Origin of the sequence: Clostridium nigeriense, assembly GCF_050585245.1 — a bacterium.
In the GTDB taxonomy this organism is placed as follows: Bacteria; Bacillota; Clostridia; order Clostridiales; family Clostridiaceae; genus Clostridium; species Clostridium nigeriense_A.
In genome coordinates this window covers 163,380-189,185 of record NZ_JBNOOF010000002.1, presented here as the reverse complement: position 1 = coordinate 189,185, position 25,806 = coordinate 163,380, and the positions used below count along the sequence as shown (strand labels likewise).

Sequence of the window (25,806 nt, the reverse complement as noted above, 5' to 3'; positions counted from 1 at the left end):
TTTCTAAAATTATATCACTTAAATTATAATGTACTTTTTTAAATTTTTTTATTTATTTCTTAAATTTAATTAATTATTCATCATTTAGGAATTATCTAACAAATGAAAAAGCGTGCTACATAATGTTTATTGGACTATTGCTTTAGCACCAAGTCATCACATCATTATATAACACACTTAAGACTAAATTATGAAACCTATAAAAAGTTATTCATAGGATATTTTTATAAATTTAAAGAAATAACAATAGGCTTACTGCCATTACTATCATACCTAAAATTAATCCATAGATTGATAAATGATGTTCTCCATACTCTTTTGCCGCTGGAAGTAATTCATCCAATGATATAAATACCATTATACCTGCTACCATTGCAAATATTATCCCGAATGATAGATCATTAAAGAAATTTCTTAATAGTCCATATCCAACTATAGCTCCAACTGGCTCTGCCATTCCTGATAAAAATGAATACATAAAAGCTTTCTTTTTATCTCCTGTTGCATAATAAATAGGTACTGATACTGATATCCCCTCTGGAATATTATGTATAGCTATTGCAACAGCTATAGGAATAGCTATCTTCATGTCACTTAATGCTGATACGAAAGTTGCTAAACCTTCTGGAAAATTATGAATTGCTATAGCCAAAGCTGTAAATACTCCAGTTCTTAGCAATCCTCTTTTATTTTTCTCCTCTTCACTTTCTTCAGAAGGTATTGACCTAACTTCATGAGGATTCTCACCGCTTGGAACAAACTTATCTATTATTGCTATTAATAGCATCCCTCCAAAAAAGGAAATAACAGTTATCCAACTTCCCGCCTTGACTCCTTTTGCTAAAACCAACGAATCCTTCGCTTTAACAAATATTTCTACCATAGAAACATATATCATAACTCCTGCCGAAAAACCTAAACTAACAGATAAAAACTTTTTATTAGTACTTTTAGCTAAAAAAGCTATTAAACTTCCAATTCCTGTAGCAAGTCCTGCAAACAGCGTTATTAAAAATGCAATTGTTACATCACTCATTCATTTTTCTCCTAACTGCTTTTTAAAATAATTATACACTAATTTTATAATTATTTCCCTCTCATTTAAAATTATTATATATGATAAAGGATTACCGAAATAATCAGTAATCCCACTAACATAAAGTACTGTAATAATAAAGGATTAATTAATTCATGCCAATAGTACTAACAGCATCTCCAGTTACCATTAGTTACCAAGTTGTTAGAGTTCCTTGGACAAGAGCTATTACTTCCACTTCCAAAGTTCTCATTTATAGATCTTATTATATCTCTAACTGCTCTTTCATAACCTCTTCTAAAACCAGCTCTAACTCCTCTTTCAAATCCAGCTCTACATCCATCTCTAAAACCTTTTTGATATCCAGCTCTAAATCCTTTTTCAAATCCACATCTAAATCCTTTTTCATAACTAGCTCTTGCTAATTCTTCTGCTCTACTTAGACCTCTTTCTAAGCCTCTATTGAATCCTTCACGTAATCCTTCATTTCTACCTTGTTGACATCCTCTTTTAAATCCTCTTATAAAGCCTTGCTCTAATCCTTCTCTTAGTCCTCGTTCATAACATTCACGAGAATTTACGACTCCACTACAATTATTGCTATTAGAACTACAATTATTAATATTAGAACTAGAACTTAATGATTGAAAATTGAATTCATCACCTAATCCACCTAATTCTGTTAGATTCACATCATTCTCAAGATCACTTAAAAAAGTATCATCATCACTATTTCCACAGCATCCACTATTATTAGTAGTAGTTGTATTATTAAATTCGTTTAGGCCTAAACTTTCTATGTCAGAAAAATTATTATTTAAAAATTCTCTTTCGAAATCAGTATCATTAAAATCTGAAACTGAATTTCCTTCATCTGTTTGAAGTCTGCTTAAAATTTCTTCAAAATTTTCAGCATTATATTCATAATTAGTTCCCATACTTTTTATCTCCTTGTAAATTGTTATAATACATAATATATGCAGGTATTTTTCAATTGTTAATAATTAATAGATTTTCTTTTATTCATTTAGTAATGAGTTTACTTCCCTAACTAGTTTCTTAACTCTATCCGGTAATCTAGATATAGCCTTTTCTCTTTTTCTTTCATCCTCTATTTGCACTATTCTCATAACTTCTTGTTGAACGCCAGGAATACTATTAAATTCTGAAACTATTCTATTAAACCTTTCAGAAAATCTAGGGTCTTGCATTTTGGCTTGTAATCTCATTATTAAATTATAATTATTCATTAATTACTACTCCTAAAATTATTTTACTTTATATTATTCATATATAAATTTATTTGTGAATAAGAAAAAAAATAAGTAAATATGTTATATTAGTTGCTCCGTCGCAAGCTCCAAGTCGCCCTAACATAACATATTTGCTTATACAAACTAAAGGTTATAATTCCTCATTCCTCGGAATTATGAATCTTACTTCTGCTTCTATTACCCAAGTCACCTTTCTGTGATATTTTAACACTTCAAAACTGAAAGAAAAAAAGGAAGTATAAATAGTTATTAAAATTATAACTATTTATACTTTCCTTCCTTAAGTTTATATTTAGAAGTTTAATGAAGAAACATCTTTATACATTTTAATCTCTTTATCTGACTCTACTTCACTTAAGCTTTCATTCCAATCCTTATCAAATTTTATCTTATATATCTCTATATGAGATTTATCATTTACTGGTGCCATTGCTACATATTCATTTCCACAAATAAGTTTTTGTTCTAGAATAGCATATTCCACCTTATTTCCATTCTCATCATTAAAAGTCATTATTCTCGAATTCATGAATACACACTCCTTTATTATGTTATTTTTATTTTGCTTTAATTCAATAAATTTATGCATATAAACTATTTTTAATAATCACTATAATTCTACTAAATACTCTTGCATCATTTTTATATTCTTACTATATTCATCAGATATTTCAATTATCTCTTTCTTAAAATGATCATGTAAATATTCATTTTTTATAAGAAAATCTAAAATAGCTTTAAATCCCATTTCAGTTCCCTTTATTGCTTTTTCCAGTATTTCTTTATCTGTATCTATTTTCATTTCTTTTATACTATTAAAGATTTCTATTATTTTTCCAAAGGCTCCTTCATTATTAGTAGGCTTTCCACCTAATTCTTCTATTTCCTCAATAATTAGTAGCTTATTTTTTTCTGCTATAGCTAAAGTATTATCAAGAAGCTCAATTACCTTATAATCTTTTGCTTTTTCTAGAAGTTTTTTAATTTCATTTTCTCCCATTATAACTCCTTCTAATTGTGAGTTTAATTCTTTTACAGTTTTTTCTTTCATAATAAAAACACTCCTCTTTATTATTTTTCATAATATAGAGGAGTATTATTCATTCTTATTTATAAATTTTATTCATCTTTATCACAAACTACTTCTTGTTGTAATTTATGATCTATAGCTATATGAATTCTATCTATTCTTTTTTCATCTAATTTTAATAACTTTAAAGTTAAGTTATCTAATTTCACTTCACAATTTTTAGTAGAAGATGGTATTTGTCCAAGCTTTTCTATAAATAATCCAGCTATAGTATCTGCTACTTCTGATTCTAATTCTATACCTAAATAATCACTTATATCTTCTAGTGTCATTAATCCACTAACTATATAATTATCATCATCTATTTTTTCTATGTCTAAATTATCATCATATTCATCATGGATTTCTCCCATAACTTCTTCTATAATATCTTCCATAGTAACTATACCTGAAAATCCACCATATTCATCTATTAGTATAGCTATATATGCTTTCTTTTCTTTTAATTCTTTAAATAAGTCGTCTATATTTTTAGTTTCAATAAAGAAACATGGTTCCTTCAATAAATCCCTTATTTCAACATTATCTATTCCCTTTTCAACTATACTTGCAAATAAATCCTTCATATGCAATATACCTATAATATTATCTATTTCATTTTCATATGCAGGTATTCTTGAAAAGTTCTCATCTAAGATGTCCTTAATGCAATCTCTTATATTATCATTAACATCTAATAAAAATGTTTCTGTTCTAGGTGTCATTACCTTTTTAGCACTTGTATCATCAAATTCTATAATTCCATCAATCATTTCTCTTTCTGATTGATTTATAGCACCATTTTCTTCTCCTATTTCTATTAAGCTTCTAATCTCTTCTCTTGAAATTTGCTCTTCTATTCCTTCTGTATTAACTCTAAGTAACTTTAAAATAATGTTGGTTGAAAATGATAAAAACCATACAAAAGGCTTGGTCACTTTAGAAACAAAGATTATAACCTTTATAGATGACATTGCTAATTTTTCTGAATTTTGAAGTGCTATTCTTTTAGGTACTAATTCTCCTAAAACTAATGTAAAATATGATATAGCAACTGTTGTTAAAACTAATGCAATACTTTCACTATAAGGAATATTAAAACCCTTTAAAAAATTTGCAAAACTATATGAAAGTGATGTTGCTGCTGATGCCGAAGCAAAGAATCCTGCAAATGTTATTCCAACTTGAATTGTTGATAAGAATTTATTTGGATCCTTTAAAACATTCTTTAATAATTTTGCTTTTTTATTTCCTTCCTCAGCTAGAATATTGATTTTAGTTTTGTTCAATGACACTATTGCCATTTCAGCAGATGCAAAAAATGCATTAATAACAACTAAAATTAAAATTAAAATTAAACTACTCCCGGGACTTCCTTCCATTTACTCATTCTCCTTATTTTTATATAATGAAATCATTTTATCATAATTTATAATACTATATCAAATTTATATTTATAACTCTACAGGTTAAATTGTCTTAATTTTTTAAATTATACCATCATAATTCATAATTATAGGCTAAAACTCTTAATAATAAAGTTTTACTCATATTTATAAATAAAATTTTAAAATAGATATTCTTAAATTTATAGTTTATATAATTTCTAAATAATAAAAAAATCATTTTATTTTTATAAAATGATTTTTTTATAGCTCCTTACTTATTATCTTTTTCCATAGCTTCCTTCAAAGTATGCCATGCTAATACTGCACATTTTACTCTTGCAGGCATGTTTGATATATTCTTAAGAACTATTGCATCTTCTAATGCTTCTAACTCATCCTCGTCATCAATTTCTCTTTTAATCATACTGATAAAAGTTTCTACTAATTTCAAGGCTTCTTCTTTACTCTTACCCTTAACTAAATCTATCATCATTGAAGTTGATGCTTGAGATATTGCACATCCCTGACCTGTAAAAGCTAAATCTTCTATTATATCTCCATTTAACTTTACTTCTAATGTTATTTCATCTCCACAACTTGGATTGTGACCTCTTTCGCATAGATCTGCATGATCCAACTTTCTTCTATTATGCTTAGATGCACTATGCTCCATTATAAGAGTTGTATAAATTTCATTTAAATCCATTAAACCCTACCTCCATTTAGAAAACATATCATATGTTTTTTTAATTGCTTCTACTAACCTATCAATATCTTCCTTAGTATTATAAAAGTAAATACTTGCTCTAGCTGTTGCATTTACTCCTAAATATCTCATTAGAGGTTGTGCGCAATGATTTCCAGCTCTAATACAAACTCCAAATGTATCAAAAATTGAGGCCATATCATGTGGATGAACTCCCTTTATTTCAAAGGATAATACTCCACCTCTTTTTTCAATATCTCTAGGTCCATATATTTTTACATAATCTAATTTACTTAATTCTTCCATAGCATAAGACATTAGTTCTTTTTCAATTTTTTCAACATTATCCATTCCTATTTCATTTAAGTAATCTATTGCTTTTGATAATCCTACTGCCGCTTCTACGTTTTGAGTACCTGCCTCAAACTTATATGGTAAAACATTAAAGGTAGTCTCTTGCTCATATACATATTCTACCATATCTCCTCCAAATAATACAGGAGGCATCTTTTCTAATAATTCCTTCTTACCATATAATACACCTATACCCATTGGAGCTAAAAGTTTATGTCCCGCAATAACTAAGAAATCTGCATTTAAATCTCTTACATCTACTTTCATATGAGGTACACTTTGAGCCCCATCTACTATAACTACAGCTCCCTTAGAATGTGCATATTCTGCTATTTGCTTTACAGGATTTATAGTTCCTAAAGCGTTGGATACATGAGTTATACTTACAATCTTAGTTTTGTCAGTAATTTTAGTATGAACTTCTTCTTCAGTCAATTCTCCATTTTCATCTGTGTACATATATTTTAAAATTGCACCTTTAGCTTTAGCTACATTTTGCCATGGGATTAAATTCGAATGATGTTCTGCTATAGAAATTACTATTTCATCGCCTTCATTAATAAAATTCATTCCATATGACATTGCAAGTAAATTGAAGGCTTCTGTTGCGTTTTTAGTAAATATTATTTCCTCTGAATGTTCTGCATTAATAAAGCTTCTTACTTTTTCCCTAGCTTCATCATAAGCCTCAGTAGCAAGGACGCTTAATTCATAAGCCCCTCTATGAGGATTTGCATTAGTCTTTTCATAATAATTTTTAATTGCATCTATTACTACTGTAGGTTTTTGTGTTGTAGCAGCACTATCTAAATAAGCTATTCTCTTTCCATTTTTCTCTTTATTTAAGGTAGGAAAATCCTTTAAAAAATCTTTTTTATTCATTATCCAAACATCCCTTTATTACAGCTAAAATTTCATTTTTTGTTGATTCGTCTACTACTTTATCTATTATTGGATTAAAAGCACCTTCAATTATTACTCTTCTAGCATCATTATAACTTAATCCTCTACTCATTAAATAAAATAGCTTATTTTCATCTATCTTTCCTGATGCTGCTGCATGCTCACCAGATACATCATCTTCATCACATAATAATAATGGAAGAGCTTTTGCTTTTACCTTTGGTGATAAAATCATACAATATTCATCTTCAGCACCTTTACTTTTAGAAGCTCCTCTTTTAAAATCGATAGTTCCTCTAAATATCTTACTTGCTTCTCCCTTTAATGCACCTCTTGTAGTAATTTGGGAATTACTTCTTATTCCTCTATGAGTAACTACATAGTTCATATCTATTACTTTTTTATCTCCACCAAGATAAATTGAACTTAATTTAGATTCTGAACTATCTTCTATCAAATCTCCATGATAATTTGTAACACTTACTTTTCCACCTAAATCTATTGAAACAAATTCTACCTTTCCATAACTATTTATATCTGATAAATTTGAATCTATATTTACAGTATTTCCATTTAATAAATTTACTTTAACTACTTGTATATTACTATCATTTTTACTGAATATTTTGCATACTCCATTATGATAGCCTTCAACTTCGTCCTTTGAATTGTATTTAATAATTATCTTTGCTTCAGAACCCTCTTCTGCAACTACTAATATATTATCTACTAAAGTACTATTTTCCTCATCCATATTAAATTCTAAGATTATCGGGTCTTGAATTCTTGCTCTTTTTTCTATATTGATAAGAAACCCTCTGTTAAAATCAAATTCACCTTGATTAACTAACTCTTCTGATGCCCCATAAACAAATTTTTTATTTAATGGAAATATCTTTCCTTTTTTAAATTCTTCTACAGTTACTCCTTCAAGTTCATTACCAGTTATTTTATAATTATTGAATTCTCCAATTTCTGGAGAGTTATAATTCTTTAATGTTACATCATTAACTTTTAACCAGCTCTTAGTTCTCACAGGAGTCTTGTTAATATTATTAAAACTTATATTATTACTCATTATCCTATGCTCCCTTCTAATTCAAGCTTAATTAAGTTATTCATTTCTACTGCATATTCTAATGGCAATTCCTTTGATATAGGTTCAACAAATCCCCTTACTATCATCGACTTAGCTTCTTCTTCAGAAATACCTCTGCTCATTAAGTAGAATATAGCATCATCACTAATTTTTCCGATTTTAGCTTCGTGTCCTATTTCAACATCATCATTCATTAAATCTATAACAGGAATAGTATCTGACTTAGAAATATTATCTAACATTAAAGATTCACAAGATACTACTGATTTAGAATTATGAGCATTTGCATTTACTTTAACTACACCTCTATAAGTTGCAACTCCTCCATTTTTAGAAATAGATTTAGAATTAATTGTTGATGATGTATTTGGTGCAGCATGAATTATCTTTGCTCCAGTATCTAAGTTTTGTCCTTTACCTGCAAATGATACTCCAGTGAATTCTGCCTTTGCTCCTTCACCCTTTAAAATACTCATTGGATATAACATAGATATTCTAGATCCAAAAGAACCTGATATCCATTCTATTGTTCCATTTTTTTCTACTATTGCTCTCTTAGTATTTAAGTTAAGCATGTTCTTTGACCAGTTTTCTATAGTACTGTATCTTAACTTAGCTCCTTCTTTTACGAATAATTCAACACAACCTGCGTGTAAGTTAGTAACGTTATACTTTGGTGCTGAACATCCTTCTATAAAGTGTAGGCTAGCTCCTTCTTCTACTATAATTAGTGTATGTTCAAACTGTCCTGCTCCTGGTGAATTTAATCTAAAGTATGATTGTAATGGAATATCTACATGTATGCCCTTTGGTACATATACAAATGATCCTCCTGACCAAACTGCTCCATGAAGTGCAGCAAATTTATGATCACTTGGAGTAACGCACTTCATAAAATACTCCTTAACTATTTCTTCATGATCTCTAATTGCAGTTTCCATATCAGTGTATATTACACCTTGTTTTACTAGATCTTCTCTAATACTATGATAAACTACTTCTGAATCGTATTGAGCACCAACACCTGCTAAGGATTTCTTCTCTGCTTCTGGAATACCTAAAAGATCAAATGTTTTTTTAATATCTTCTGGTACCTCTTCCCAACTTTCATTTAACTTAGACTTTGGTCTAACATATGTAACTATGTTATCCATATCTAGCTCATCTAAAGATGGACCCCAAGTTGGTAATTTTATCTTATTATATATTTCAAGAGATTTTAATCTAAACTCTTTCATCCATTCTGGCTCTTCTTTTTCTTTTGATATTGTTTCAACTATTTCTCTAGTCAATCCCTTATCAGTTTTAAATTCGAATTTATCTTCATTTTTTACGTCGTAAATTCCTCTTTCTACGTCTTCCACGTAGGTCTTGTTTTTAATTTCCAAAGCTAGTCACCTCCTTATTACATGGCTTCTACTTTAAAAGCTTCATATCCATTTTCTTGAATTTCATCTGCTAAACTAGCATCTCCAGTTTTAACAATCTTTCCATTAACTAAAACATGAACATAATCCGCGTTTAAGCTTTCAAGAATTTTATTATTATGTGTTATTATTAAAACTCCATTTTCATCATTAGCGAACATCTTAATACCTTCAGATACTATTCTAACAGCATCTACATCTAGTCCTGAATCTGTTTCATCTAATATTGCTAATTTAGGGTTTAGCATAAGCATTTGCAGTATTTCATTTTTTTTCTTTTCTCCACCTGAAAATCCTACATTTAAATATCTCTTTGCATATTCTTGATCCATCTTCAATTCTTTCATATTATTCTTTAAGTCCTTATCAAATTTTAGAAATTTAATTAATTGACCATCTCTTGCTATTTTTGCACTTCTAATAAAGTTTTCAACTGTTATTCCTGGAACTTCTTCTGGACTTTGGAAAGATAAAAATAATCCTTTTTTAGCTCTCTCATCTGTCTTAAGTTCTGTTATATCCTCGCCTTCGAAAGTAATATCACCTTCTACTCTTTCATACTTTGGATGAGCCATTAAAGTATTTGCTAAAGTTGATTTACCTGCACCATTTGGACCCATAATTACATGTATCTCACCTTTATTAATCTTTAAATCTAACCCCTTTAAGATTTCCTTTCCTTCTACAGCTGTTTTTAGTCCATTTATATTTAATAAAACATCGCTCATTTTTTTACATCTCCTTGTTGTAAATATTATATATTTAAATTAAATCTTATCATTTCACTCTGAATTAATTATATCATACTAAACTACTAAGAATTAATCAACTGTTATTTTACTAATAATCAACTATAATAGCTAATTACATATTAATAACTTTTATTATCTTTACATTTCTAATTAATATTTTATTTTATGTAGAAAAATGGTATCAAATAAATTTAATTACAATAAAACTATATAATTTAAAAAATAAAAAACTCCCTAAGGAGTTTTTAAAACTTAAAATCTTCAGTAATTTTCAACAAATTATATCAATAATTCTTAATTGTTAATTTTTAATAGTGCTCTCTAGCTACAGCCCTCTATATTTCCTTAGCCAATACGTATCTTCTTAATCCTCCATACTTTAATTTATCTTTTTTAATCTCATATCCTAATTTTTCAAATGTATTTACACTATATTTATTATATGGTGATGCAGTTGAAGTTAATATTTTAACTTTTTCCTCTTTAGCTATATTTTCTATTTTTTCACATAAAACTCTTTGAAGTCCATTTCCCCTATAATCACTTCTAACTACTGTAGATTCTACTTGAGCAACTTCTAGTAACTTTTCTCCTTCTAAATCTAAATCATAGCCATAGTTGCCCTTTTCATATCCTTTTTTTATATAAACTGCCATTGCTATTAATTCATTTTTTTCATCTAAGTAGCCTATAATTTTACCACCATTTCTTAAATAACTTATAAACTCTTCTTTTTCTGTTGGCGCATATAGCTGCTTATCTTCTAAATCTTCCATTATAGTGTCTTGTAGCTTTATTATATCCTCTATATTACTTAAGTCCAAAATTTTATATCTTGCATTAACTATTACTCCTGATTTATTTTTAAGCTTTAGTGTTTCTTCCAAGCTTACCCCTCCCTTTCATATCTATATTATCATATTTTTCTATCTTAATATTGTTACGTTGTTTTATATGCTATTTTCTAAAAACTTAAATATTGAATCTAGATATTCTTCTAAAATATCGTTATTTTCTAGATAAAGCTCATGCTTAGCATTTTTAAACTTTATTAATTTACAAGTCTTACACCTTTTTGCAAACTTTTTAATGCCTCCATCTCCAACTAAGCCATCATTTCCTGCCTGAAATAATAATACCTTAGACTTTATCCTTCCTATATTCCCCTTTTTTAAGGCATATTTAATTGCATTCAATGATTCATAGAGCCACCTAAAGGAGCCTCCTCCTCGTTGTATTTTATTATTTCCAACTATTTCTCTATAATAATAATTGTATCTACTTTCATTTGATGTAGATGCTAAAAAGAAATCATATGTACCGTCATAAGGCACATTACCAAGTATAAAATCATCACCCTTTCCAAATATTAACGCCAATTTAGCTACAAACCTAGCTATAACCCCAGGCACTTTTCCAATTGCTATTTGAAGCATAGGAGAAGATAAAATTACCTTACTGAAATATTGTGGATATTTTTCAATAAACATAGTTCCTATAGTACCACCCATAGAATGAGCAAATAAAAATAAGCTTTTATTTTTTCTTATCTTAACTTCATTATCTATAAAATATTTTAAATCCTTTATATAATAATCGAACTTTTCTACATTAATTTGGCTTTTATCATTGGCTCCTAAGTTACCAGACCTTCCATGGCCTCTATGCTCCATAATAAATACAGAATAACCTTCCCTAGTAAAATAATATATTATTTCCATATACTTTTCTATACATTCTGTAAAACCATGAGAAATTACTATTCGCCCTCTTTCATTTTTCACTTTATACTTTTCAAAATATATTTTATTTCCTTTTTCCCCTGTAAAATTACCACAAGTCTTGATATATGTAAGCTTTTTTCTAACATCCTCTACTATGTCCTCATCCATACCAAAATTCATAAAATACTTTTTATTACTCATTAGTACTACCTCATAATAATTAATCCTTAGTATTTTACCTCAATTTAGCAAATTTTATTAAAAAAAATAAAGAAGTAAATATATTATATTGGTTACTCCGTCGCTTCTCTCCAAGTCGTCCCAATATAACATATTTACTTCTAAAAACTGATGATTTAAATTTAGCTTAATATAAAGTTTTGTATTGCTAGTAATGTTTTTATATCCATAATTTCATTTGATTTAAGTAATTCCTTAGCTTCTTCTTTTGTAACCATAATAACTTCTATGTCTTCATCATCTTCTAAGTTTTCTTTTGAAACTGTGCCATTGCAAGTACATTTTACAAATGCAACTGATTCATCTGTCATACCAGCTGAAATATATACTTTCTCTTTAGTTCCTTGCCTATCTATCTTTATTAGATCTAAGCCTGTTTCTTCTTTTAATTCTCTTCTTACCGCTTCTTCAAACTTTTCATTTCCATCTAGTAAACCTGCTGGCAATTCTAGAACATAATTATTTATAGGTACTCTAAACTGCCTAATAAGTACTAATTTATTTTCATCAATATGCTCTGCAAAAATAATAACAGCATCTATATTATCTTCTCCACTATAAAAAAACTTATTTTTAACTGTTTCTAAACTTTTTCTTGATGCTATTGTCCAGTTTCTTAAATTACCTTTTTTATTAACATAATCAGCACTATATAAAGATAAGTACTTAGTAGCTGCTAATGTCTTAATATTTTTAACCTTAGTCATTTTTTCATCTCCATAATTTCTATTTTCTTACTATATATTTTACTTTTATTTTACAAATGATTCAACTTTATCACTAGATTTATTACAATTATTGCTTTAAAATTATAATATACTATTTTTACATGATGGAGGATGTCTTAATTGAAGGAAATTAACAAAAAATTTAAAGAAAATATTTTATTGGGAACCTATTTAATTATTTTATATTTCATTCTATCAAACCTTAAATTAGTAGGATCTACCTTAGGAAATATATTTAATATAATCAATCCTTTTATAATAGCCTTTTCTATGGCTTTTGTTTTAAACTTACCAATGAAATTTTTTGAAAATAAAGTTTTTAATTTTTTAGATAAAGAAAAATCAAATTTTATTAGGGGCTTAAAAAGACCATTATCAATTCTAGCTACATTTATTACTCTTATAGGGTTAATTATAGCCTTAGGACTGTTTGTTATTCCACAATTATTATCTAGTGTAGCTACACTTTTAGAAACAGTTCCCGATTATATAAAATCTTTCGAAGGTCTAATTAATCAGTATGTTACTTCTACAGAAATATTGCAAAATATATATAATACACTTATGAGCACTTGGAAAGAATTACTCCAGTTTTCTGCTAATTTTTTAACTACATCTTTAAGTAGTATTCTAAATACTACAATGACTATAACTAGTGGAATTTTTAATTTTATACTTTCTTTAGTACTAACTATATATATGTTAGCAAGTAAAGAAACTTTAATATATCAACTAAAAAAATTCTTATATGCTTTTGCAAAAAAAGAAATTGCAGATAAAACTATAGAGGTCGGTAGACTTGCTAATAATACATTTTCTAAATTTATTACCGGACAGTGTGTTGAAGCCTGTATACTTGGGGCTTTATGTTTTATTGGTATGAATATATTCTCCATGCCATACCCATTATTAATAAGTGTACTTATAGGTGTTACCGCATTAATTCCTGTTTTTGGTGCCTTTATCGGTACAATTCCAGCTGTTTTTTTAATACTTATAATAAATCCAATTCAAGCTCTTTGGTTTATTATATTTATTTTATGTCTACAACAATTTGAAGGAAATATTATTTATCCAAGAGTTGTTGGAAATTCAGTTGGACTTTCTGCAATATGGGTTATGCTTGCTATGATAGTTGGCGGAAGTACCCTTGGATTAGTAGGAATGTTAATTGGTATTCCACTCTTTAGTGTAGCTTATCAACTAATTAGAGAATATACTAATAAAAGATTATCTAATAAGAAAATAAAATTATAAAAGGAAGTGATATTTCTCACTTCCTTTTATATAGCCAATTATAACTATTATAAATGTTTTTTACCTCTAAAATTAAAGTAAGGTATCCAACTTATCTTTGTATTCTTGAATTACCTCTATAAATTTATTGGCTATTTCAGGATCAAACTGTGTCCCACTATATTTTTTCAACTCTATTATAGCTTCATCATAAGTTTTTCTAACATTATACGGCCTATTTGAAGTCATAGCATCAAAACTATCAACTACAGTAAGAACCCTAGCTAAATAAGGTATTTCTTCTCCCTTTAATTTATACGGATAGCCAGTTCCATCATATTTTTCATGATGATGTAATATTATAGGTATAATATCTTTTAAGGATTTTACCGGCTTAATTATTTCTATTCCATCTTCTGGATGACGTTTTAATTGTTCCCATTCTTCATTAGTTAGAGGCATTTTCTTAATTAATATATCCTGAGAAATATTAATTTTTCCTATATCGTGCATATAAGAACCATATATTAATAAATTCTTATCTTCATTACTTAATTCTAATTTATCTGCTAATAATCTACTATAAAACACTACTCTTTCTGAATGTCCATATGTATATCTATCTTTAGCATTTATTACACTAATTAAAGTCTTAATAGATGTAACTAATTCTATATCTTTTTCATCTATCTCAGCTTTCAATTCATCTAGTATTGATATATATGTCTCAACTCTATTTTTATTAAAAAATTTTGCTCTATATAAAGCATCATCTGCACTTTTTATAAGTTCTACATCATCCTTAGCCTTATCAGGATATGTGGAAATTCCCATTGAAGCAGTTAATAAACCATTTGGCTGATTTTCCTCTCCATAGAATTTTGTAGACTCAATTGTTTTTCTAATTTTATCTGCTATAGAAAGTGCTTCTTGCTCTGTTGTATTAGGTAATATAACTGCAAATTCTTCTCCACCATATCTTGCAGGTATATCATCTTGTCTAACATTATCTCTTAGTATTCTTCCTATAGTCCTTAATACTTCATCTCCCTTTTGATGCCCATACAAATCGTTATAATTCTTAAAATAATCTATATCAACAAATATCATAGAAACAGGTTCTTTATATTTCTCTGATATTGCTACTTGCTCTTTTAACGTATCATGAAAATATCTATGATTGAACACTTGAGTTAAGCCATCTTTATTTACTAGTTCTTCTAACTTACTAATATGTTCACCTTCAATCTTAACATAAAATCCTAAAGGCCATGCCGTTAAAATAAAAATTCCTGAAAGAATTAAATCATTTTGAAAATATTTATTAACAGACATATTCGGAAGGCATAAAATATCCATTCCTAATATTAAAACTGAAGAAATAAAAGCAACTACTATTCCATTTTTTAAGCCTAATTGTATTGTAGAACTGGTTATTATAAAAAGAAATATATATTTATATTCACTTTTATAACCTCCTGATAAAAGTACTGACATAAAAAATATTGCGATAAAAAACAAGTTTTCTATAAACATTATATATCTATAATTTTTCTTATCCATTCTTTTGGCTGATGGAAATGACCATAAAAAATATATAAATAATAATATTAATCCTGCTATAAATATCCCCATATAAGCTGATTGCCTGTAAATCATATTTTGAGATAATTCATCAGTATCAAAAAAATATTGAAAAAATATAATTCCAGTAAACATTAATGATGCCAATTTTACTATTGAAACCATATCATTTATTTCTTTTAATCTATCATTTTTCATCTTCATCATAGCAATAATCTCTTTCTGTATTAAATGAAGATCGGAAAATCCGATCTTCATTTAATTATTCATCTTTTAAAGCTTTTGGCTCTTCTGGTTGATACATAGCCCACCAACAAGCTGAAGTAGATACTACAGATGCAATTACTGTAGCAAAAGCTGCAACTGCCATTAATACTTTATTGTTTAATCTTTTCATTATTGTTTCCCCCTCTAGAATTAAGTATTTTTATAAATAAAGAATCTATTATATTAACTATAAAATGACCAAATTTTGTTAATGTAAATACTTGCCATAATACACCAATATATATACATGAAGAATATAATAAAAATACATTCTTTTTACTTACATAACTTGTGATTATGTTAAATATTACAATAATCATATAAATAGACAATATAATAATAGATCCTCTTTTTAACCTTTTAATTTTATCAACCTTTTTAATAGGCTTATTAGGACTATCTACTGGTGCTAATTTGTAAATGATAATAAATGAAATAATATATAATAAAATTCCTATAAAAATTATATAATTACTATTTAAACTCATATTTTTAATTATATAAACTGGAATAACAGCTATTAAAACACCAACTATTGCACAATTAGCAGCAGTACTAGCATGTGCGCCTCCTGAAAATTTTCTTAAAATAGCTGAAGAAAAAGAAATTATTAACGCTTCAATCATTACATTAAAAATGGCTCCAACTATTGCTACTAATAAAATAGATATTCCCATATGAAAAAAAGCAAATAACCCATATTCAATAATACTTCTTTTATCTTCGTCTAAGTTTAATTCTCTTTTTAAATTATTAGATATATTTTTACTTAACACTTCTAAACTCATACTTCTTTATACTTCTTTCTTTTTTTTATCTATCATATAAAATGTTGATATTATAATTCCTGTAATAACTAATGAAGGTATTCCTAAAATAGTTTTACTAACTGGATCTTTAAATAAAGTTTCCAAATCAAGATTCATAAAATTAAGAATAGAAACATTTATTGCTTCTGAAATTAGTTGAACCAAATATGTAAATATAATACTCTTAATCCCATTAATAACATCTATTTTATTATATGAAACTATTATAAATAATAAAAATAATACTGATAAAATCATATGTACGCCATAATTTATTGGTAACATCCTAGTAATATAAATAATTATTGAAAATGCTATACTAGTTACTAAGTACTTTTTCCTATTTATCTCTGTTTTAGAAAAAACATAAATTGCAAATATAACTAAAAAACTTTCTGGAATTGCTCTTAGAACAAATTCTATTGGTTGTAATTTTAACATTTTTAGTCTCCTTTTTAATTCATTATTAAGTTAATTAATAATCTTTCTCATTTGTTAAATTTAAATGCTTCACTATACTATATAATATTATAAATACAAATACTCTTATAAATATATCACCTAAACTAAGTACACTATAGCCTGTATCAAATATGTCTGTTAGAACTTTTAATTTAGTATTAGCATCTCCTAATATATGTATATCATTTACCTTATTAAAGGAATCGTAATTCGCATATCCTGTGAAATATGAAATAGTTGGGAAAACAGGCATATATCCATTATTGGCAGTAATAGCTATATCATTTAATATACCTCCAATTACTACAAATATAGAACCTATTATAGCTGAAATATATTGCTTATATTTAAATATTAATGGAAGATATGAACATAAATAAAAAGTTTTTAACAATCCTGCATAATTTATAACTTCATAGTTCTCCATAAAAATATTAATTTGAACAAATAAATATACTAACTCCATAAATATTACTGGATAGATTGTCCAACTTTTAAATAAAGGTCTTAATTTAAATCCTTTAATTTTGCAAATTATAAATGAAATTATGATAGTTTCAATCATTATTTTTCCCTTCTGATTTGTTTATTTATCCTAATTAATAACTATAATAATTATACTATTAACTGTTATTCTTTTCCATAGTTTTTCATTATTTTTATTTATTTATTGAATGATTTTTTATAATCAAGTAGATAAAAGTAAAAAACAGGAATATATTTTCGAATACAATTTGCAACTGATATCAATGAATTTACATAAATAATCCTATAAATTTTTACTCAAAAGGGACCGTTAAAAACAGTCCCTTAATGTAAAATGTATAATTTTAAATTTTTATTTTGCATTTTTCTACAGTTACTTTATAATATTTATTAATTTTCTCCATAAATATTTAATGAAAATCCTCTTTCTAGAGCCTCTTTTGCATATTCTTTAGCACCAAATAATGATAAATCTCTATAATTTCCACATTGGATTTCATTAGCCGCAGGTATTTCTTTTGCATCTAAAACCCCTTCTAATGCAGTTTCTAATGCTTCTTTTATTTCTTCTGGACTTCTATCTCCCCAAATACTTAAATAAAATCCTGTTCTACAGCCCATAGGAGATAAATCTATAATTCCATCTACTTTACTTCTAAGCTCATGTGCTAATAAATGTTCTAACCCATGCATTGCTGCTGTACCAAAAGCTTCTTTATTAGGTTGTAAAAATCTAATATCAAATTTAGTTACCTTATCTCCTTTTTCTCCTTCAAGTAAACAACACTTTCTGATATAAGGTGCTTTAACAATTCTGTGATCTAATTCAAAACTTTCTACTTTTTCCATTTCTATTCCTCCTCCAAATATTTATATAATTAATTTACTACATTAATAAAGAAATTAATAGATACACTTCAAAGCTGAATTATAGAATTTATAAAAACTTATTCACATACTAATCTTTTATAAATTCCTAAAAAATAAAAAAGTACCTAAAGGATAAACCTTAGGTACATTATTCGCCTATATATTACCCTTATCTAACAGGAATTAGCACCACACAATAAAGTTAATTCAGGTATGAAATAAATTAACCTTGTCGGTTGCCGGGTTTCATAGGGCCAGTCCCTCCACCACTCTTGATAAGTATCTTAATATTCTTTTATATATTATAAATCTTTTCCTTAATTTTGTAAATATTTAAAATAAATATACTTTCTTTACTCTATCCAATCTGCTTTGAATAAAGCCATAGGAATTGCATCGTAATATTTTCCATTTCTATATATTTCATTTTTTAATAAACCTTCTTCTTTAAATCCAACTCTCTTATAGCATGCTATTGCTCTACTATTAAAAGAAAATACGAAAAGTTTTATCTTATTCATATTTACTTCTTCAAATATAAATTTTATCAATACTTTTAAAGCATCACTTCCATATCCTTTATTCCAGTAATTCTTATCCCCAATCATTATTCCTATTACACAGGTTCTATTTTTCATATCACATTTATTGATACTACATCCACCTATATAACTTCCAGTTTCTAAGTCCTCTATGGCAAAATCGTAAGTAAAATCTTCATTTGCCTTTCTAGTTCTTACCCATTCTGCTTCCTGCCATTTAGTCATTGGAAATGGTATATTTGAGTCTAGAAGCTTTTTAACTTCTTCATCATTTATAAATTCTACTGCTCTTTCTATATCTTCTTCTTTGTACGCTCTTAATCTAACTAATCTACCATTATACATAAGATATGCCCCCTTTTTATATTTCTATAAATCATATCATTCAAATATAAGCAAGTCAATTTATAATAATATAATTTTTATGATTCTATTTAAACTAAAAAAGAACCCTATTTATAATAGAGCTCTCATTTTATATTGCATTATTTTTTTATAAGTAATAATATTATTGAAATTAAACTAAAGGCTAAACTAACCATATTTATGTATGTTACTACTTGCTTTGGTGTAAATCCTTTTGCCTCTAGCCTATAATGAATTTGACTTCTATCAGCTTGATAAACTGGCTTTCCATCTTTAAATCTTTTAATTATAACAAATATATTATCAAATATAGGTATTGCTAAAGCTAATATAGGTATAAATAAACTCATAAATGTAGCTTGCTTAAAAGCACCATCTAAAGCAATTATACTTAGCATAAAACCTAAGAAATTTGCTCCAGAATCACCCATAAATATCTTTGCTGGATATTTATTATACATTAGAAATCCAAGGGTAACTCCTGAAACTATTAATGACATGCTAATAGATTCACTTTGCTTCAATATTATTGCTGCACCGGCAAAAGTTATTGATGAAATAAGTGAAAGTCCACCAGCAAGTCCATCCATTCCATCAGACCAATTAATTACAGTTGTTACTCCAAATATCCAAGTAATAGTCAGAATAAATTGTATTGCTTTAGATAACAATAAATACTCTCCCGTAAAAGGATTTGTAAACCCTCTAAACACTACTCCTGCATTATAAATAATAAAAGCTGCTATTAATTGGATAATTAGTCTTGGGTATATTGGGAACTCCTTCCCCCTAGTTTTATAATAATCATCAACTAATCCTATTGCTAAAATAAGTAATGATCCAATAAATATCCAAATTTTTTCACTTGTTATACTATAATTATTAACTAAAAAATATACTATAAAAAATCCAATAAACATGGCTAACCCTCCACAAAGTGGTGTCTCTTTTCCATGTTTTTTCCTTTTAGTTGGCTTATCTGTAAAACTCAATTTATAAGATAATTTTATCAAACTTGGTGTTATAAAATATACTAATAAAAATGCTAATATAAAAGATAATATATATCGCATACTATGCTCCTTAAAATTTAATGCTATTTATTATGTTAATTAACCATTATCTTATTATACTATTATCATCAATTATTATCAATTACAAAAGAATTACGATTTATAGTAAAAAAGTGCAACTATATAATTTTGCTTATTCCGTCGCTACGCTCCAAGTCATCGCAAAATTAATAGTTACACTTCAAAGCTGAAGGAAGGAAATTATAAAAAGTTATTAACAGGATAAACTTTTTATAATTTCCTAAAGAATAAAAAAGAAAATCCCCTAAAAATAGGGGATCTTGTTAATTCTTTGCTTGTATCATATCTTTAACTTTCATAAGCCTAGTTAAAGCTCCTCTTTCATTTTCATCAAGCTTCATTCTAATATACTTAATAGTTTCTTGTAATGAAGGAATAGTCATATACTCAAGAGCATTAACTCTTCTCCTAGTCTTCTCTATTTCATCAGCCATTAACTGAGTTGATTTTTCAACTTCAGCAAGTTCTAAAAGCTTTGGTAATATACTATAAAGCTTAGAAATAGAATCATCTAATTCTGATGATGTACTTGCAAAACCATATGGAAATATACTACCTTCATCACCTTCAAGCTGCCTATGAAAGTCCATCTTTGGAACATTAACACTCATTATATTTTTAGTTCCTACTTCGACAGATATACTCTCTTTTGGATAAGCTACTGCTTCTTCTAGAAATTCTGAGCTCATAACAGCTCTAGCCATAACGAAATCCTTAAGTGCTCCTTGAAGCTCCTCTTCTACAGATTTTCTTAATTCATTATTATATTTGACAAGATTAACGAATTGTCTCATAAGCTCATCTTGCTTATCCTTTAAAAGTTTATGCCCTCTTGTTGCTGTAACTAATCTTTTCTTAAGCTTAGACATCTCCATTCTAGTAGGATTGACATTTAATCTTGCCATTGCTATTCTTCATCTCCCTTTGGCATATACTTTTCAAGATACTCATCTCTAATTCTCTTAAGTTCAGTTCTTGGAAGTATCTTCAAAAGCCTCCATCCTAATTCTAATGTCTCTTCTATACTTCTATTTGCTGTAAATCCTTGAGATACATATTGTTCCTCAAAAGCTTCTGCAAACTTCGCATATTGCTTATCTATATCTGATAATGCTGATTCACCTAAAATAGCTGATAATTCTTTTGCTTGCTTACCTTGTGCATAAGCTGAGAATAATTGGTTCATAGTATCAGCATGATCTTCTCTAGTCTTATTCTTTCCTATCCCCTTATCTTTAAGTCTTGATAATGATGGAAGAACATCTATTGGAGGCATAATTCCCTTCTTGTATAATTCTCTTGAAAGGATAATTTGACCTTCTGTAATATATCCAGTTAAATCTGGAATTGGATGTGTCTTATCATCTTCTGGCATAGTTAATATAGGAATTTGTGTTATTGATCCTTCTTTACCTCTAAGTCTACCTGCTCTCTCATATAATGTTGAAAGGTCAGTATATAAATATCCTGGATATCCTCTTCTACCTGGTACTTCTTTTCTAGCCGCTGATACTTCTCTTAACGCTTCTGCATAATTTGTTATATCTGTCATAATAACAAGTACATGCATTCCTTTTTCATAAGCCAAGAATTCAGCTGTAGTAAGAGCCATTCTAGGAGTTGCTATTCTTTCGATAGCTGGGTCTGATGCAAGATTCATAAATAATACTGAGTTATCTATAGCACCAGTTTTATTAAATTCATCAACGAAGAATTGAGATTCTTCAAATGTAATACCAATAGCAGCAAATACAACTGCAAAATTAGCATCAGAATTTAAAACTCTCGCTTGTCTTGCTATTTGTGCAGCTAATTGTGCATGAGGAAGTCCTGATCCTGAGAATACAGGTAATTTTTGTCCTCTAACTAGAGTATTAAGTCCATCTATAGCGGAAATACCAGTTTGAATAAATTCTGATGGATAATCTCTAGATACTGGATTTATAGCTTCTCCATTTATATCTAATCTCTTTTCAGCTATTATATTCGGACCATTATCTATTGGGTGTCCCATACCATCAAAGATTCTTCCAAGCATATCTTCTGAAACCCCAAGTTCAAGGGGTCTTCCTAAAAATCTAGCCTTAGTTTCTTTTAAATTAATACCTGATGATCCTTCAAAAAGTTGAACCATAGCCCTAGTTCCATTAATTTCAAGAACTTTCCCTCTTCTCATTTCACCAGTTTGAAGTTCAACCTCAACTAGTTCATCATACTTAACACCTTCAACGCCTTCAACTACCATTAAAGGTCCTACAACTTCTGTCACAGTCTTATATTCTCTAAGCATCTAGAACACCTCCCTCTTCAGTTATTAGTGCATCTATAGCAGATTTTAATTCAATTGCAATCTCATCTATTTTACTTATGCTATCTTCATGAATATATTTACTTCTTGCAATCTTATCTCTAATTTCACTTAAGCCTAAAATTTTATTTAAGTAAACTCCTGCCTTTAATGCTCTTTCTGCTTCTTTTCTAAATAGAAGTATTAACTTTAGCATCTTATATTGTTTATCTAATGATGCATATGTATCAACTTCATGGAAGGCATTTTGTTGAAGATAATCTTCTCTTATTGACTTAGAAACCTCTAACTTTAATCTATCACTTTCAGATAATGCATCTATACCAACAAGGCTTACTATTTCTTGAAGTCCTGATTCCTCTTGTAGTAATGTCATAGCTTCTTGTCTTAAAGTTGACCAATCTGATGCAACCTCTCCATTCATCCATTCATCAATTGTATCTGCATATAATGAATATGAATTTAACCAGTTAATTGATGGGAAATGTCTCTTATATGCCAATTGAGCATCTAATCCCCAGAAAACTTTAACTATTCTAAGAGTTGCTTGAGTAACAGGTTCTGAAAGGTCTCCTCCTGGAGGTGATACTGCTCCAATTGCTGTTACAGCTCCTTCTCTTCCATCTTTACCCAAGCATATTACCTTACCAGCTCTTTCATAATAATCAGCAAGTCTTGATCCAAGATATGCTGGATAACCTTCATCCCCTGGCATTTCTTCAAGTCTTCCTGACATTTCTCTTAAAGCTTCTGCCCATCTTGATGTTGAGTCAGCCATTATTGAAACTGAATATCCCATATCTCTAAAGTACTCAGCAATAGTTATTCCTGTATAAATGCAAGCTTCTCTAGCTGCAACTGGCATATTGGAAGTGTTAGCAATAAGTACTGTTCTCTTCATTAAGCTTTCACCAGTTTTTGGATCTTTAAGTTCTGGGAACTCGTTAAGAACGTCTGTCATTTCGTTTCCACGTTCTCCACATCCAACATAAACAACTATTTCAGTATCTCCCCATTTAGCTACTTGGTGTTGAACAACCGTCTTTCCCGCACCGAATGGTCCTGGAACTGCAGCTGCACCACCTTTAGCTACTGGGAAAAATGTATCTATAACTCTTTGCCCTGTAGTCATAGGTGCTTCTGGTTTTAATTTTCTTGCATATGGTCTTCCTTTTCTTGCTGGCCATTTTTGCATTAAAGTTAATTCCTTGTCACCTTTTTCAGTTTCTACTATACATACAGTATCAACTATAGTAAATTCGCCTTCTTTTATTTCTTTAATTTTACCTTTAACTCCATAAGGAACCATTATTTTATGAAGTACAACTGTAGTTTCTTGAACTGTTCCAATAATATCTCCAGTTTCTACTATATCTCCCACTTTTGCTGTAGGTACAAAATTCCAAAGTTTTTCTCTATTTAAAGATTTAACTGCTACACCCTTTGTTAAAAATGGTGAATTTGCTGCCTTAGCAAAGGCATCAAGTGGTCTTTGAATTCCATCAAACATAGATTCAATAAGACCTGGTCCTAATTCTATACTTAATGGCTCTCCAGTAGTTATTACTGGATCCCCTGGTCCAATTCCTGTAGTTTCTTCGTAAACTTGGATAGATGCCTTATCGTTTCTCATTTCGATTATTTCACCAATAAGACCCTTTTGTCCAACCTTAACCATATCGAATATATTTGCTTCTTCCATCCCTTCAGCTACGACTAAGGGACCTGCAACCTTAATTATCTTTCCGGTCTTCAAATTACTAACCTACCTTCCTATAAAATATTAACACCAACAGCTTTTTCCACACTATCACTAATTCTCTTAAGTCCTATATTTAATGAGCCTTGATTACTTGGAATTAATATTACCGCTGGAAGTACTTGTTCATTATAACGTGCTATAGTTTCTTCTATATTTTGTGCTACTTGTTCAGTTACGAAAATTACTGCATAATTATTTCTTGCACAATTATCTACTGCTCTTCTTGCTTCATCAGCTTCAATTACTGGAAATACATCTATTCCTAAAGCTTTAAAAGCTAGTACTGAATCCTTATCCCCAACAACGCCTATTTTCTTATGCATATATATCACGCAACCTTTCTCTTATTACTTCCTCAGCAATATTATTAAGCTTGCCAACCATTATAATTCTTATTACTTTTATTTCAGTTTCTTTAGCATAAATATACGATAATATCTTTTCTGGTCCGAAAGTAACTAACTTAGAATCTTTCATTAATTCCATGATATAGTTATCACTTAATTTTTCTAAAAGGCTTGCTGACTCAGTAGCAATATATCCTTCAAAGCCTTCTTTAACTAAATCTGAATAAATTGTACTTTGAAGCTTAGCCATTATGTTTTCTGGTGATTCATTTAATAAAGCTATTAATTTGCTACTATCTATTGCTCCACCATCTACTATTACTTCACTAGCAAAATCTTTTCCTTTATTTTGTTTCTTAATTCTAAGTAAAGTTCTTATATTAGTAGAATCAATCATTGCTTTAACTAAGTTATCTATAAACTTATAATCTAAAGAGTTTTTAATTTCTACTAATTCTTTATACATATATTTATCTATAATAATATCTATCTTTTGAGGGTCCTTAGTTTCTTCAAAGACCTTCATAGCTTCTTGAACTCCTTTTCCTAGGATTCCATTTAAGCTTTTCAAATTATCTCCATCTATCTTACGCTTAATTTCTTGTAAATCTAAATTTCCTAGTTTTATAAGCATAGATGCTAAATCCTTGCCTAGTACCTTTCCTTTTAAAAGAACCTTCGCATTATGATAGTCATATTTTAAACTCATTATTTTAACAACTTCTTTAACAGGACTTATTTCATAAACTAAATCATAAACTCTTTTTAACTCTGCTGTTAATATTTCTTCATAATCTTCTGGTCTTTTTATATTAGATGAAACATTTGAATACTCTGTTTCATTTAAAATTCTAAGTACTTCACTAGCAGATGGAGCTTCAATCATTCTTTCAACTTTTGGTTTATCAAGAAGTCTAGTTTCTAAAACCCATATTCTTGATACTGCTTGGGTAAATTTCATTACATCCATCTC

28 protein-coding genes and 1 riboswitch are annotated in these 25,806 nt (G+C 28.4%); of the genes, 1 reads left to right on the top strand and 27 read right to left on the bottom strand.

All coding sequences use genetic code 11. The features are described from left to right. Positions 1–232: 232 nt before the first annotated feature. From zupT to ACQPUY_RS04220, 14 genes are all read right to left on the bottom strand, one after another. A complete protein-coding gene (gene zupT, locus ACQPUY_RS04285) occupies positions 233–1,036 on the bottom strand; it encodes a zinc transporter ZupT (protein WP_430839691.1) in 804 nt (267 codons plus the stop codon). Positions 1,037–1,203: 167 nt separating this feature from the next. Beyond that, the gene (locus ACQPUY_RS04280; RefSeq protein WP_430839690.1) at positions 1,204–1,974 is read right to left on the bottom strand and encodes a hypothetical protein; all 771 of its coding nucleotides are present in this window, start codon (positions 1,972–1,974) and stop codon (positions 1,204–1,206) included. A gap of 81 nt (positions 1,975–2,055) precedes the next feature. Then, positions 2,056–2,286: a hypothetical protein gene (locus tag ACQPUY_RS04275; RefSeq protein ID WP_430839689.1), complete on the bottom strand. Its 231-nt coding sequence runs from the start codon at positions 2,284–2,286 to the stop codon at positions 2,056–2,058. A 316-nt stretch (positions 2,287–2,602) separates the two neighbouring features. Then, positions 2,603–2,839, bottom strand: a complete 237-nt coding sequence (locus ACQPUY_RS04270) for a DUF1292 domain-containing protein (protein WP_430839688.1) — start codon at positions 2,837–2,839, stop codon at positions 2,603–2,605. An 81-nt stretch (positions 2,840–2,920) separates the two neighbouring features. Next, positions 2,921–3,361, bottom strand: a complete 441-nt coding sequence (locus ACQPUY_RS04265) for a DUF2383 domain-containing protein (RefSeq protein WP_430839687.1) — start codon at positions 3,359–3,361, stop codon at positions 2,921–2,923. Between the two features lie 68 nt (positions 3,362–3,429). Then, positions 3,430–4,761 (bottom strand): hemolysin family protein, encoded by a 1,332-nt coding sequence (locus tag ACQPUY_RS04260; protein WP_430839686.1) that lies wholly within the window; start codon positions 4,759–4,761, stop codon positions 3,430–3,432. Positions 4,762–5,038: 277 nt separating this feature from the next. Next, positions 5,039–5,473 (bottom strand): Fe-S cluster assembly sulfur transfer protein SufU, encoded by a 435-nt coding sequence (gene sufU / locus ACQPUY_RS04255; RefSeq protein ID WP_430839685.1) that lies wholly within the window; start codon positions 5,471–5,473, stop codon positions 5,039–5,041. 6 nt (positions 5,474–5,479) lie between these two features. Beyond that, positions 5,480–6,709: a cysteine desulfurase gene (locus ACQPUY_RS04250; protein ID WP_430839684.1), complete on the bottom strand. Its 1,230-nt coding sequence runs from the start codon at positions 6,707–6,709 to the stop codon at positions 5,480–5,482. Continuing rightward, positions 6,702–7,808: a Fe-S cluster assembly protein SufD gene (gene sufD / locus ACQPUY_RS04245; protein ID WP_430839683.1), complete on the bottom strand. Its 1,107-nt coding sequence runs from the start codon at positions 7,806–7,808 to the stop codon at positions 6,702–6,704. Before sufD ends, ACQPUY_RS04250 begins: the two co-directional genes overlap by 8 nt. Beyond that, positions 7,808–9,217, bottom strand: coding sequence for a Fe-S cluster assembly protein SufB (sufB, locus tag ACQPUY_RS04240; RefSeq protein ID WP_430839682.1), 1,410 nt, complete (start codon positions 9,215–9,217; stop codon positions 7,808–7,810). Before sufB ends, sufD begins: the two co-directional genes overlap by 1 nt. A 17-nt stretch (positions 9,218–9,234) precedes the next feature. Further along, the gene (gene sufC / locus ACQPUY_RS04235; protein WP_430839681.1) at positions 9,235–9,984 is read right to left on the bottom strand and encodes a Fe-S cluster assembly ATPase SufC; all 750 of its coding nucleotides are present in this window, start codon (positions 9,982–9,984) and stop codon (positions 9,235–9,237) included. 359 nt (positions 9,985–10,343) lie between these two features. Then, complete coding sequence (locus ACQPUY_RS04230) at positions 10,344–10,895, bottom strand: GNAT family N-acetyltransferase (RefSeq protein ID WP_430839680.1); 552 nt, start codon at positions 10,893–10,895, stop codon at positions 10,344–10,346. A 63-nt stretch (positions 10,896–10,958) separates the two neighbouring features. Then, complete coding sequence (locus tag ACQPUY_RS04225) at positions 10,959–11,933, bottom strand: alpha/beta fold hydrolase (protein WP_430839679.1); 975 nt, start codon at positions 11,931–11,933, stop codon at positions 10,959–10,961. Positions 11,934–12,094: 161 nt separating this feature from the next. Further along, complete coding sequence (locus tag ACQPUY_RS04220) at positions 12,095–12,679, bottom strand: NUDIX hydrolase (protein WP_430839678.1); 585 nt, start codon at positions 12,677–12,679, stop codon at positions 12,095–12,097. A 141-nt stretch (positions 12,680–12,820) separates the two neighbouring features. Between ACQPUY_RS04220 and ACQPUY_RS04215 the strand changes: the two genes are divergently transcribed. Further along, positions 12,821–13,957 carry an AI-2E family transporter gene (locus ACQPUY_RS04215; RefSeq protein WP_430839677.1) on the top strand — a complete coding sequence of 379 codons (1,137 nt, stop codon included), beginning with the start codon at positions 12,821–12,823 and terminating at the stop codon, positions 13,955–13,957. A 72-nt stretch (positions 13,958–14,029) separates the two neighbouring features. Here ACQPUY_RS04215 and ACQPUY_RS04210 read toward each other — a convergent pair whose 3' ends face one another. The 13 genes from ACQPUY_RS04210 to ACQPUY_RS04150 all read right to left on the bottom strand — a co-directional run bounded on the left by ACQPUY_RS04210 (position 14,030) and on the right by ACQPUY_RS04150 (position 25,803). Next, positions 14,030–15,727: a diguanylate cyclase gene (locus tag ACQPUY_RS04210; RefSeq protein WP_430840250.1), complete on the bottom strand. Its 1,698-nt coding sequence runs from the start codon at positions 15,725–15,727 to the stop codon at positions 14,030–14,032. A 55-nt stretch (positions 15,728–15,782) separates the two neighbouring features. Next, the gene (locus ACQPUY_RS04205; protein WP_430839676.1) at positions 15,783–15,917 is read right to left on the bottom strand and encodes a cyclic lactone autoinducer peptide; all 135 of its coding nucleotides are present in this window, start codon (positions 15,915–15,917) and stop codon (positions 15,783–15,785) included. Beyond that, positions 15,898–16,575, bottom strand: a complete 678-nt coding sequence (locus ACQPUY_RS04200; RefSeq protein WP_430839675.1) for an accessory gene regulator ArgB-like protein — start codon at positions 16,573–16,575, stop codon at positions 15,898–15,900. Before ACQPUY_RS04200 ends, ACQPUY_RS04205 begins: the two co-directional genes overlap by 20 nt. 6 nt (positions 16,576–16,581) lie before the next feature. Next, positions 16,582–17,037: a hypothetical protein gene (locus ACQPUY_RS04195; RefSeq protein ID WP_430839674.1), complete on the bottom strand. Its 456-nt coding sequence runs from the start codon at positions 17,035–17,037 to the stop codon at positions 16,582–16,584. A gap of 34 nt (positions 17,038–17,071) precedes the next feature. Next, positions 17,072–17,623 (bottom strand): DUF5317 family protein, encoded by a 552-nt coding sequence (locus ACQPUY_RS04190; protein WP_430839673.1) that lies wholly within the window; start codon positions 17,621–17,623, stop codon positions 17,072–17,074. Between the two features lie 311 nt (positions 17,624–17,934). Then, on the bottom strand, positions 17,935–18,393 hold the full coding sequence (locus ACQPUY_RS04185) for an S-ribosylhomocysteine lyase (RefSeq protein ID WP_430839672.1): 459 nt from the start codon (positions 18,391–18,393) through the stop codon (positions 17,935–17,937). A gap of 187 nt (positions 18,394–18,580) precedes the next feature. After that, positions 18,581–18,696: riboswitch (SAM riboswitch) on the bottom strand. A gap of 71 nt (positions 18,697–18,767) precedes the next feature. Next, positions 18,768–19,301 (bottom strand): GNAT family N-acetyltransferase, encoded by a 534-nt coding sequence (locus tag ACQPUY_RS04180; protein WP_430839671.1) that lies wholly within the window; start codon positions 19,299–19,301, stop codon positions 18,768–18,770. Between the two features lie 140 nt (positions 19,302–19,441). Further along, the gene (locus ACQPUY_RS04175; RefSeq protein WP_430839670.1) at positions 19,442–20,395 is read right to left on the bottom strand and encodes an MraY family glycosyltransferase; all 954 of its coding nucleotides are present in this window, start codon (positions 20,393–20,395) and stop codon (positions 19,442–19,444) included. 284 nt (positions 20,396–20,679) lie between these two features. Beyond that, positions 20,680–21,321 carry a V-type ATP synthase subunit D gene (locus tag ACQPUY_RS04170; protein WP_430839669.1) on the bottom strand — a complete coding sequence of 214 codons (642 nt, stop codon included), beginning with the start codon at positions 21,319–21,321 and terminating at the stop codon, positions 20,680–20,682. 2 nt (positions 21,322–21,323) lie between these two features. After that, positions 21,324–22,706, bottom strand: a complete 1,383-nt coding sequence (locus ACQPUY_RS04165) for a V-type ATP synthase subunit B (RefSeq protein ID WP_430839668.1) — start codon at positions 22,704–22,706, stop codon at positions 21,324–21,326. Continuing rightward, positions 22,699–24,480, bottom strand: coding sequence for a V-type ATP synthase subunit A (locus tag ACQPUY_RS04160; protein ID WP_430839667.1), 1,782 nt, complete (start codon positions 24,478–24,480; stop codon positions 22,699–22,701). The genes ACQPUY_RS04165 and ACQPUY_RS04160 overlap by 8 nt, the downstream gene beginning before the upstream one ends. A gap of 17 nt (positions 24,481–24,497) precedes the next feature. Beyond that, complete coding sequence (locus tag ACQPUY_RS04155) at positions 24,498–24,809, bottom strand: V-type ATP synthase subunit F (protein ID WP_430839666.1); 312 nt, start codon at positions 24,807–24,809, stop codon at positions 24,498–24,500. Further along, on the bottom strand, positions 24,802–25,803 hold the full coding sequence (locus ACQPUY_RS04150) for a V-type ATP synthase subunit C (RefSeq protein WP_430839665.1): 1,002 nt from the start codon (positions 25,801–25,803) through the stop codon (positions 24,802–24,804). The genes ACQPUY_RS04155 and ACQPUY_RS04150 overlap by 8 nt, the downstream gene beginning before the upstream one ends. Between the last annotated feature and the right edge of the window lie 3 nt (positions 25,804–25,806).